The 10,414-nt window shown below is 73.1% G+C and carries 8 protein-coding genes and 2 tRNA genes; 5 read left to right on the top strand and 5 right to left on the bottom strand.

Translation table 11 applies throughout. The features are described 5' to 3' along the window. On the bottom strand, positions 1 to 586 hold a 586-nt coding region (locus IF89_RS49165), incomplete at its 3' end, for a hypothetical protein (RefSeq protein WP_199820593.1). On the opposite strand from IF89_RS49165, the gene IF89_RS0132430 reads away from it, so the two are divergent. From IF89_RS0132430 to IF89_RS0132420, 3 genes are all read left to right on the top strand, one after another. Further along, positions 587 to 2,947 carry a hypothetical protein gene (locus IF89_RS0132430; protein WP_158717981.1) on the top strand — a complete coding sequence of 787 codons (2,361 nt, stop codon included), beginning with the start codon at positions 587 to 589 and terminating at the stop codon, positions 2,945 to 2,947. An 81-nt stretch (positions 2,948 to 3,028) separates the two neighbouring features. Continuing rightward, positions 3,029 to 3,101, top strand: a tRNA-Lys gene (locus IF89_RS0132425). Between the two features lie 111 nt (positions 3,102 to 3,212). Further along, a complete protein-coding gene (locus IF89_RS0132420; protein WP_030775702.1) occupies positions 3,213 to 3,728 on the top strand; it encodes a GNAT family N-acetyltransferase in 516 nt (171 codons plus the stop codon). Between the two features lie 53 nt (positions 3,729 to 3,781). Here IF89_RS0132420 and IF89_RS0132415 read toward each other — a convergent pair whose 3' ends face one another. Next, positions 3,782 to 5,035, bottom strand: a complete 1,254-nt coding sequence (locus tag IF89_RS0132415) for an LAETG motif-containing sortase-dependent surface protein (protein ID WP_030775700.1) — start codon at positions 5,033 to 5,035, stop codon at positions 3,782 to 3,784. Between the two features lie 298 nt (positions 5,036 to 5,333). On the opposite strand from IF89_RS0132415, the gene IF89_RS0132410 reads away from it, so the two are divergent. Together IF89_RS0132410 and IF89_RS0132405 are read left to right on the top strand one after the other, a co-directional pair. Beyond that, positions 5,334 to 5,407 (top strand) — tRNA-Met (locus tag IF89_RS0132410). Positions 5,408 to 5,777: 370 nt separating this feature from the next. Beyond that, entirely contained in the window at positions 5,778 to 6,803 is a 1,026-nt protein-coding gene (locus tag IF89_RS0132405; RefSeq protein WP_030775698.1) for a M23 family metallopeptidase, read from the top strand. On the opposite strand, the gene IF89_RS0132400 is transcribed toward IF89_RS0132405, so the two are convergent. The 3 genes from IF89_RS0132400 to lhgO form a co-directional block, all read right to left on the bottom strand. Then, a complete protein-coding gene (locus IF89_RS0132400; protein WP_078628657.1) occupies positions 6,793 to 8,127 on the bottom strand; it encodes a PrsW family intramembrane metalloprotease in 1,335 nt (444 codons plus the stop codon). The two genes, IF89_RS0132405 and IF89_RS0132400, sit on opposite strands and share 11 nt — an antisense overlap. 43 nt (positions 8,128 to 8,170) lie before the next feature. Then, the gene (gene trmB / locus IF89_RS0132395; RefSeq protein ID WP_030775693.1) at positions 8,171 to 9,010 is read right to left on the bottom strand and encodes a tRNA (guanosine(46)-N7)-methyltransferase TrmB; all 840 of its coding nucleotides are present in this window, start codon (positions 9,008 to 9,010) and stop codon (positions 8,171 to 8,173) included. A gap of 145 nt (positions 9,011 to 9,155) precedes the next feature. Continuing rightward, positions 9,156 to 10,388: an L-2-hydroxyglutarate oxidase gene (lhgO, locus tag IF89_RS0132390; protein WP_078628656.1), complete on the bottom strand. Its 1,233-nt coding sequence runs from the start codon at positions 10,386 to 10,388 to the stop codon at positions 9,156 to 9,158. Positions 10,389 to 10,414: the final 26 nt, after the last annotated feature.

The following is a 10,414-nucleotide window of genomic DNA, read 5'->3' as shown; positions in this document are numbered from 1 at the left end:
CCGTGACGACCGCGGTGACCGCGGTGGTGACCGTGGCGGCTTCCGCCGTGACGACCGCCCCTCCGGTGGTTTCCGTCGTGACGACCGTCCGTCGGGTGGTTTCCGTCGTGACGAGCGTCCGTCGGGTGGCTTCAACCGTGACGACCGCGGTGACCGTGGCGGCTTCCGCCGCGACGACCGCCCCTCCGGTGGCTTCCGCCGTGACGACCGCCCCTCCGGCGGCTTCAACCGCGACGACCGCGGCGACCGCGGCGGGTTCCGTCGTGACGACCGTCCGTCGGGTGGTTTCCGTCGTGACGAGCGTCCGTCGGGTGGCTTCAACCGTGACGACCGCGGTGACCGCGGTGGTGACCGTGGCGGCTTCCGCCGCGACGACCGCCCCTCCGGTGGCTTCCGCCGTGACGACAAGCCGCGCTGGAAGCGCAACGGCTGACGTCGGCTGAGCAGTTGACCCCCTGACAGGCCCCCACGACTCCGGTCGTGGGGGCCTGTCGCGTCTTGCTACGATCCGAACTTTGCGGTGGGGGAGACTGCAGGCGCGAACCGGCGCCCGCCCCCCGACGCTTCGCTCTGGGGGATGGAACACATGAGACGGTCATCTGTGCTGGGCGCAGCCGCGCTCGCACTGGCCACGGGCATCGGCGCCCTCACCGCCGTACCGGCGGCCGCAGGACCCGCGGCCGCCGACGAACTGACGATCGCTCCGCTGCCGCACCAGGAGCCCTCGCGGGGGTCGGTCTCCAGCGCCGGCCCGAAGGGCGTGATGCTCTACCCGCCCGGCACCGGGAGGGCGTACTGGAAGAGCTTCGAGGACGGTCGTGAAGTGCCCCTCGCCGACTGCCCCTCGGGGCGGGACGGCCGTTGGATGAGTCTGGGCGACACCGTCGGCTGCGAGTACCGCGACGGGTCCTCGACGACCGCGGGACCGCTGACCCTGATCGACCAGGCCACCGGCCGCACCGAGACCCTCGCGGCGCCTGCCGGCCGGTCCTGGACCACCACCTTCTCGTCGACGCAGGTGCTGGCCACCGAGCAGGACGCCCAGGGCCGCTTCATCCTGCACCTGATCGGCCGTGGGGACGAACCGCGCAAGGACGTCACCGTCACCGCGCCGGAACCCATCGCCGCGCACTCGTTCTGGGTGCGGACGGCCGACGAGAAGGGCGCGCTGATCACCTACCGGTCGGCCGCCGGCCAGAACGTCCTCGCCCTGCTCGACTACGCCAAGGCGACGCTGACGCCGCTGGCCCTGCCGGACGGCGCGACGGACCCGATCAACGTCGACTACTCGCTGGGCTCCCAGTGGGCCACGCTGCGCAAGAACGGGTCCGCCACGGCGACCCTGCTCTCCCGCGCCGACCTCACCGTGACGCGCACCGTCAACACCCCCGGCGCGCACGGGCGCTCGCACGCCGTGGGTGACTGGCTGGTCTCGCAGGACTACGACGGCCAGGACAACAAGGTCACCGCGGCACCGGTCGGCGGGGGCACCCCGCGTACCCTGCTCGCCCGGTCGCAGTTCGGCCTGGACACGGGCACGGACGGTGCCGGCTACTTCTCCGGGGGCACCGACTCCAGCCACTGGGCCACGTACCGGGTCGCGCCCGGCCCCGACGGCGCCCCGGTACTGACGAAGGTGCAGGACCTGCCGCCGGACCCCGCGGACCGATTGACGCTCAGCCTTGCCCAGGGGCGGCTCATCGCGGGCCAGCAGGACCCCACCCGCAGCCTCAAGGGCTACACGGTTGCGGTGTCCGGGACGTCCCCGGCTCCGCAGGCCCCCGACTGGAGCTGCGACGAGAACGAGTCCCGGGCGCTCTGCTGGCCCCACCCCGATCTCCCCGGCTGGACCGTCCCGACGGGCGACGGACGGATCGTCTCCCTGTCGGCCAAGGGCCAGGGCGAGTGCGGCAGCGCCGTCAATCTCTGCGGCGTCGTGCTGAACGTGCGCGAGACCCGCTCCGGCGGCGCTGTCCGACAGGTGCCCCTGCCCGGCACCGACACCATGGCGCCCTACCTGATCGACAGCGCCTCGGGCCGGTACGTGATGTTCACGGTGACCGAGAACAGGAACTCCCGGGTGGTGGTCGCCGACATCGACGCCGGGAAGCTCCTGGACGTCAGGCCCTCCGGCGCCGCCACGCTGTGGGGCTCCCAACTCTGGGACCGCGGCGGGCAGAACGACGTGACCGCCACCGACCTGCGCACCGGCAAGGTGGTGCGGCACCAGCCCCTCGCCATGCCCTGCTCGGCGCAGGAGGTCCAGGTGTCCGGGGAATGGCTGTACGCGCTGTGCCCCGCCTCCGGGGGCGGCCCCGCCGCCTATCACATGCCCACCAACAAGCGGATCGCGCTGCCCTTCGCACCCGAGCAGGAGCGCGACGGCGTGAAGCTCGGCGACGGCTACGTCGTGCGCCAGGGGGGTGTCGGCCTGGAGGTCTACAACCTGCGCTCCGGCGCGGCCGTGCGGGAGCGCGAGATCGCGCAGCAGATGAAGCGGTACGGAGCCGAGTGGACCGTCGACCGCTTCGGCGGCCGCCTGGCCTATACCGACGCGAGCGAGACCGTGCACCTGCTCGGCGTCGCCGGTGACGCCTCCCCGCTCGCGGCGATCGACCACGACGTGGCCGCCGGCGCGGACTTCAGGCAGGAGAAGACCTGGCAGGCCCGCTGGTGGCTGTCCAAGCCGGTCTCCTCCTGGAAGCTGACGGTCCGTAACAAGACCTCCGGCGTCACCACCCTCGTGCGCACCGGCACCGACGCGCGCGGCCTGATCGCCCCCGCATGGGACGGCACGTCGTCGACGGGTACGCAGCTCTTCTCCGGCGCGTACGAGTGGACGCTCACCGCCCGCCCGGCCGACGGCCGGGGCGGCGAACTCAGCACGTCCGGGACGGTCTCCGTCACCCGTGCAGCGGCCGGAGTCCGGCCGCCGGTCCGCCCCTGAACCGACGCCGACAGGCCGGTCGGTCGATACCCGATCGGCTGACCGGCGCTGTCCGGCTATGCTCTGGGGTGAGCACCCGGAGGGCCATTAGCTCAATTGGCAGAGCAGCGGACTTTTAATCCGTTGGTTGTCGGTTCGAGTCCGACATGGCCTACCGCTCCCGGCGCCCCGCCCGCACACCGCGGACGGGGCGCCGTGTCGTGTCCGCGGCGGCCCGGCGTAATCCGGGTGAACACCGGGGGCCGCAGACGGTAGCGTCGCCGCCGTGACTCCCGTTCTGCGTACCGAACGCCTGCTCCTCGACCCGTACACCCGTGAGGACGAGGAAGCATTCGTGGCCCTCTTCCAGGACACCCGGGTCTCCCGGTGGATGGGCGACGGCCCCGCCACGGAGGCCGAGGACCGTGCCCTGTTCGGGCGGATCTTCACCAAGGTCTACGCCGAGGACCTCTTCGACGTCTGGGCCGTGCGCAGGGACGGGCGGCTGATCGGGCACGCCGAGATCAAGCGGACCGACGGGGTCGACGGCCACGAGATCGTCTACGCCCTGGCCCCCGACGCCTGGGGCTCCGGACTGGGCACCGAGATGGCGCAGGCGGTCGTCGCCCACGGCTTCGACTGCCTGGGCCTGACGGAGGTGCACGCCACGGTGGCCGCCCCCAACACGGCTTCCCTCGCCCTGCTCACCCGCATCGGTTTCGCGCACGTCCGGGACGTGCGGGAGGACGACGGTTCCACCACGCACGTCCTGACCCGGCAGCGCGACGCGACGGCAGGGTGAAGCGCCCCGCCCGAGGGTTCGGGCGGGGCGCTTCGGGGTGCGGGCAGCTGCGGTCAGGCGGTGGTGCGGCGCCGGCGGCGGCCGAGCACGGCGGCGGCCGCGCCGAGCACGACCAGGACGGCGGCGAGGCCGGCGTACAGGCCGGTGGAGGAGCCGGCGCCGGTCTCGGCCAGGGAGCCGGTGGCGGAGCCCGTGGTCGTCGTGACGGCGGAGTTGCCCGAGGTGGTGGCGACGGCCGGCCGGGCCGCGGGGGCGGAGGTCGGCGAGGCGCTGGGGGAGGGGGTGCCGGTGGTCGGGCTGGTGGTGGGCTCGGGCGCCGGCTCGGTGATCGGGACCAGCGGGAAGAGCACCGGGACGGTGGAGAGCGGCCACGTGTTGCCCTCGGCCTGTCGGACCTGCGCCTCCATGGTGATCAGGGTGCGCTTCTTCAGCTCGGTGTTCTTGCCCAGGCTGAGGCGGAGCGGCTGGGTGTGCACGCCGGAGGCGGCGCCGAACCCCTTGTCGATGCGCGGCAGCTCGTAGCGGCCGTCCTCGGCCTTCAGGTCCTGCCAGCGGCCGTCGATGAGGGCCTGCAGGCGGAAGTCGGCCTCCTGCTCGCCCGGGTGGGACAGGGTCAGGCTGGTGGCGAGCGGCACGTTGAAGACGCCGTCGCCGGTGGCCCGGTGGTTCAGGTCCAGGTACGCCCGCTGCTCCTGGCCGTCCTTGCCCGAACTGACCTGCTTGAACCAGGACTTCAGGGCGCCCGCCTCGGTCCGCGGGCCGACCGTGAAGAGGTGGGAGTCCGAGCCGCCGGGCGCGACCGAGTTGTTGTGGCTGGTGGCGGTGAAGGTGAAGTCGCCGTTGTTGGTGGGGTAGTTCTTGCCGAGGCCGAGAGTGACCTTCCAGGTCATCCTGCCGTTCGCGGGGATGTCGAAGCCCTGGTCGAACCCTGCGCCGGACGGGGCGAACATGCCCTGCCAGTCGCCGTCCTGCAGACCGACCGTGGACCGGGTCGCCGGGGCGTCCACCGCTTCGACCGAGAAGACGACGTCGTCCTCCGTGAGCAGGCTCGGACCCTTCGGGTCGAGGAGCAGCCACGGCTTGTACTCGACGGGCTTGCCGGTCGGGTTCTCCACCGTGAGGTCGAAGGTCTCCGTGGCGCCGCCGCGGGTCAGCGGGCCGCCGGGGACGGGTGCGCCCATCTCCGTACGCAGCACGGCGTGGTCGCCGGCGGCGGGTGCGGCGGACGCGGTGGTGGCCGAGAGCGGCAGCAGAGTGGTGACGACGCCGGCGACGACTGCGACGGCGGCTGCGGTGCGGACGGACATGGTGGACTCCCCCCAGGAATCACGAGGGCTTCGGCGGAGCGCCGAGCGGGTGGGTGTGGTCGGTGCCGGTCGGCCGGTGTTCCCCCCGGGCCGCGGCGACGGATGAATCTTCGCCCGGATCCGATCCCGGAACCATCCGTGCAGTGTCACCGGCGCGCAACAGAAATGATCTTCGTCTGAAGGATGTCGGTTGTGGTCGACTTTCGGCCTTTGACCTGCGGCAATGCCGAGCCGGAGGTGGGGTGGCGGCTTAATGGCGCCGGGGCTGCTCGAGATGGCGTAGAGTGGTGTTCACCGACGCGGGGTGGAGCAGCTCGGTAGCTCGCTGGGCTCATAACCCAGAGGTCGCAGGTTCAAATCCTGTCCCCGCTACTGAAGGCGAAGGCCCGGTTCCCTTGGGAGCCGGGCCTTCGTCGTGTCCCCGGCCCCGTGCGACCGGGGCGTATGTCACTGCTCGTAGTCGAACGGCCGCTGTGTGCAAGGTGCCTGACGGTAGGTCATGTGAGGCGTGTGGCTGAAGAGGTGGCTGATTCCACTGAGAATTGACCGACTTGGTCCATTTTTCAGGCGAAAAGGAACGGCCAAAGCGCGTCAGTCAGTGGCTGATTGGTATGAACGATCAAGCGCAACAGCTTGGAATCACTCCCTCACTTCTATTACCTTTCGATAACGCAGCGCGGTCGTCCCGGCCGTCGCAAGAGACGGCACCGTGCGCGTGCGTGCCCATGAGGAGTGTGCCCCGGTGGCCTCCAACTCGCCTGCGTCCGAAGGCATCGAGATCCAGGAGCCGCCCACTGCGGGCGCCTGGGGCGAGTGGAACCCCACCGAGGACACGGTCCGTCCGGTCCGGGGCAAGCACCGCGTCGCCAAGCAGCGCGGGGGACTTGCTCGCAGTTCCACCGTCCTCGGCGTCGGTGTGATCGCCGCCGTCGGTGCGAGCGGCATCGCCACCGCGCAGGACCGCCCGCAGGTCGCGATATCCCTGCCCTCCCTCCCCGACCTGATGCCCGGGGACAACGGCCGCCAGGGCGGCGGAGGTCCCGCTGCGGCGGACGCGGCCGGGCAGGGCGGGACGACCGGGATCATCCCGCAGCAGGCGGACCGGAGCGCGGACGCCGGCGAGATCCTGCGCAACCGGATCCTCCAGCAGGCCGAGTCGCAGCACGAGGCCGCCGAGGCGAAGGCGCGTGCGGAGGCCGAGCAGGCCGCGCAGCAGGCGGCCGCCCAAGAGGCCAAGGACAAGCTGGAAGCAGCACGCCAGGCGGCCGAGGAGGCCAAGGCGCAGGCCGAGGCGAAGGCCGCCGAGGAGGCCGAGTCCGCCAGGAAGGCCGCTGAGGCCGCGGCGGCGCAGGAGCGCCCCGCCGCGGCGGCCGGAAGCTGGTCGCTGCCCACCTCCGCCTACACCCTCACCTCGCACTACGGGGTCGCCGGCTCCATGTGGTCCTCCGGCCACCACACCGGCCTCGACTTCGCGGCCCCGACCGGTACCCCCGTCAAGGCCGTGGGCGCCGGCAAGATCACCTCGGCCGGCTGGTCCGGGGCGTACGGCTACCGGATCGTCCTGGAGCTCCAGGACGGCACCGAGGTCTGGTACTGCCACCTGTCCTCGATGTCCGTGACCTCGGGCGCGGTCGGCGCCGGCGACACCATCGGCCGGGTCGGTGCCACCGGGAACGTCACCGGGCCCCATCTCCACCTGGAAGTGCGCAAGGGCGGATCGACGATGGACCCGCTGGCGTGGCTGGAGTCCAAGGGCCTCAACGTCTGAGGGACGGCTCCGCCCGCCGGCCTCCCCGCCGCAGCTCCCCGGGGTCCCCCCGGCGCTTCTCCCCCGGGTCTGCCGGGCGGTCCTCGCTCCGCGGAGCGGGCACCTCCGCCCCGGTCGCCGGCCCCAGCGGATCGAACCAGGGCGGGAGCAGCTCCTCCATCACCGCGGCCCGGGCCAGCGCGGGTCCCGCCGTCGCGCGCCGCCGCCACATCCGGTGCAGCAACTCCCGTTCCCGGCGCGTGAAATCCGCCTCGCGCAGTGGTCCGCCGCGGCGCGCCCGGTTCCGCAGCAGTGCCAGCGCGGCGGCGTCCGCCTCGTAGCGGGCGACCGCGCGGCCCGCGGCCCGGCCCCCGCTGCGCCGCGCCAGGGCGCGGGCCAGCGACCGCGCCGGCATGGACGCCAGGGCGGGCACCTCCGCGGGGGCCAGCCAGCCGGCGGCCGCGTACAGCGCCAGCTCGCCGGCGACGGCCCGCAGCCGACGGCGCCTTATCCGCACCGCCAGCCACACCAGCGTCCCGAACACGGGGACCATCACGCAGGCGTACACGATGTAGAAACCGTTGTCCCCGAACTGCGCGGAGCCGTTCCACAGGGCGTGCATGCCCATGGCCAGCGCCAGGCCCAGCAGCGGCAGGAAGACCCGGCGCGCGCGGTGCGCGCTCACGGCGGCCGCGCCGAAACCGAGCCCGGTCAGCACCGTGAACAGCGGGTGTGCGAACGGCGACAGCACGATGCGCACGAAGAAGGTGGCCGCGGTCACCGAGTCCAGCACGCCGGTGCCGGCGGCGAGGTCCTGCACGAAGGCGTTGCCGAGGTAGAGGATGTTCTCGGTGAACGCGAATCCGGTGGCGGTGAAGCCGGCCACCACGAAACCGTCGGCGGGGCCGGTGAAATGCCGTCTTCGGAACGCGAACACCAGCACCAGCGCGGCCGCCTTGGCGCTCTCCTCCACCACCGGGGCGACGGCGACCGAACCCAGGTGGTCCGCGCCCGAGGGGTCGGCCGTGGCCGCGGCTATCCACTCGGTGGCGAAGTTGTTGGCCAGTATCGCGATCAGCGCAGCGGTGCAGGCACCCCAGCCGAAGCAGAACAGCAGCTGCGGCCAGGGTGCGGGCGCGGCACGGCCCAGCCACCGGAAGGCCGCCATGAGCGGGGCCACCGGCAGGACGGCCAGACCCAGGCCCACGAAGAAGCCCGGGGTGCCGGTCTGCTCCCGTACGAGTTCGAGGATGGCGATGCCGGTGGCGGCGAGCAGGACGAGGAGCACGCACGTGCGGGCCGTGGCGGACGGACGCGCGAGCACGGGGCGGAGCGCTCGGAACACATCATGACCCTAGCGATCCGCTCCGACACACGCGGTGACGTTGTCAGTTCTCCGTGCGGCGGAAGAGCAAGTCGTGTACGACGTGCCCCTTGTCGAGGCCCTGCCCCTCGAAGCGGGTGAGCGGTCGGAAGTCGGGCCGCGGCGCGTAGCCGCCGTCGGCCTGCGTGTTCTCGAAGTCCGGGTGCTCCGTCAGCACTTCGAGCATCTGCTCGGCGTACGGCTCCCAGTCGGTCGCGCAGTGCAGGACGGCCCCGGGCGCCAGCCGGGTGGCGGCCAGGGTCAGGAACTCCGGCTGGATCAGCCGGCGCTTGTGGTGGCGGGCCTTGGGCCACGGGTCCGGGAAGTACACGCGGATCCCGGCGAGGGAGGCCGGCGGCAGCATCTCGCGGAGCAGGATGATCGCGTCGCCGTTGGCGACGCGCACGTTCTCGAGCCCGCCCCGCTCGGCGAGGGCGAGGAGGTTGCCCTGGCCCGGGGTGTGCACATCGGCGGCGAGGATGCCGGTGGAGGGGTCGGCGGCGGCCATTTGCGCGGTGGCCTCCCCCATGCCGAAGCCGATCTCCAGGACGACCGGGAGCCCGCCGAAGAGCGCATCGAGGTCGATGACCGAGTGGCCGTCGATGTCCAGGCCCCAGGTGCCCCAGAGCCGCTTGAGGGCCTCGCCCTGGCCGGTGGTGACCCGGCTGCGCCGGGGCTGGAAGCTCCGGATCCGCCGCTCGTGGTGCGAGCCGGCCGGGTCCGGCGCGGGGCCGTCGGGGAAGCGGGGCTCGGTGCGCCACTTCGGGGGCACGTACGAGTTCGCCTCCGGCGCGGCGTCGGCGGCGTAGTCGGCGACGGGGGCGTCCGGGACGGCGGGCGGCGTGGGGTTCAGGGACTCAGACACAATGCGCTGATTCTACGACGGGCCGCTGGGCCCCGCCGGGCGCTGCGGTGTCCCCCGGAGAGGCCGGCGTCCCCCTGGGGGGTGGCGGGTGTCCCTGCGGGGTGGGCACGGCGCCGGCGCCCTCGGCGGCCGGGTGCGGCCCCGGTCAGGCCGCGGTCAGGGTGCGCAGGACGCGCCGGGCGATCTCGCGGCCGATCGGGAGGGAGGCCGTCGCGGCCGGGGAGGGGGCGTTGAGGACGTGGACGGTGCGCGGGGCATCGCGGATCAGGAAGTCGTCCGCGAGGGTGCCGTCCCGCAGGACGGCCTGGGCGCGGACCCCCGCCGCGGCCGGGTGGAGGTCCGCGGGACCGACGGCGGGCAGGAGGCGGCGCACCGCCCGGGTGAAGGCCTGCTTCGACAGCGAGCGGTGGATCTCGCCCGTCCCGTAGCGCCAGTGCCGGGAGGCCATCCGCCAGGCGCCGGGCCAGGCCAGCTCGTCGGCGATGTCCCGCGGGCGCACGGTCGACCAGTCGTAGCCCTCGCGGGCCAGCGCGGGGACGGCGTTGGGGCCGACGTGGACGCCGCCGCCGAGGCCGCGGGTGAGGTGCACTCCGAGGAAGGGGAACGCCGGGTCGGGCACCGGGTAGACGAGCCCGCGGACCAGCTCCGGGCGGGAGAGGTCGTAGTACTCCCCGCGGAAGGGGATGATCCGCATGCCCGGGTCGTCGCCGGCGAGGCGGGCGATCCGGTCGCACTGCAGACCGGCGCAGTTGACCAGGGTCCGGCCCCGGAACACCAGGCCGGACGTGGTGCGCACGGCCACCGCGCAGGCACGGCGCGAGATCAGGTCCACCTCGGCGCCGTAGACGATCTCCGCGCCCGAGGACTCCGCGAGCTGGGCGGCGACCCGGGCGTAGTCCACGATGCCGGTGCTGCCGACGTGGATCGCGGCCAGGCCCTGCACCTGCGGTTCGTGCTCGGTGATCTGGGCCGGGCCCAGCTCGCGGACCGGGATGCCGTTCTCCCGGCCGCGCTGCACCAGGGCGTGCAGCCGGGGCAGCTCCTCGCGCTCGGTGGCGACGATCAGCTTTCCGGTCACCTCGTGCGGGATCCCGTGCTCCGCGCAGAACTTCACCATCTCCGCGGCGCCCCTCACCGCGAAGCGGGCCTTCAGCGAGCCGGGCCGGTAGTAGATCCCGCTGTGGATCACCCCGCTGTTGCGGCCCGTCTGGTGCCGGGCCGGGCCCGACTCCTTCTCCAGGACGATCACCCTCGTGCCCGGGGCCAGGCGCGACAGGGCGTGCGCCGTCGACAGGCCGACGATCCCGCCGCCGATCACCAGCACATCGCAGTCCACGCCACCGCCCACGCCGACACCTCCCACCCCTGCATACTGCACCCCCGCACCGACAACGAGGCCACGCG

This window comes from Streptomyces sp. NRRL F-2664 (genome assembly GCF_000719345.1).
In the GTDB taxonomy this organism is placed as follows: domain Bacteria; phylum Actinomycetota; class Actinomycetes; order Streptomycetales; family Streptomycetaceae; genus Streptomyces.
The sequence above is the reverse complement of the archived record's forward strand: the minus strand, read 5'-3'. Positions and strand labels throughout refer to the sequence as shown.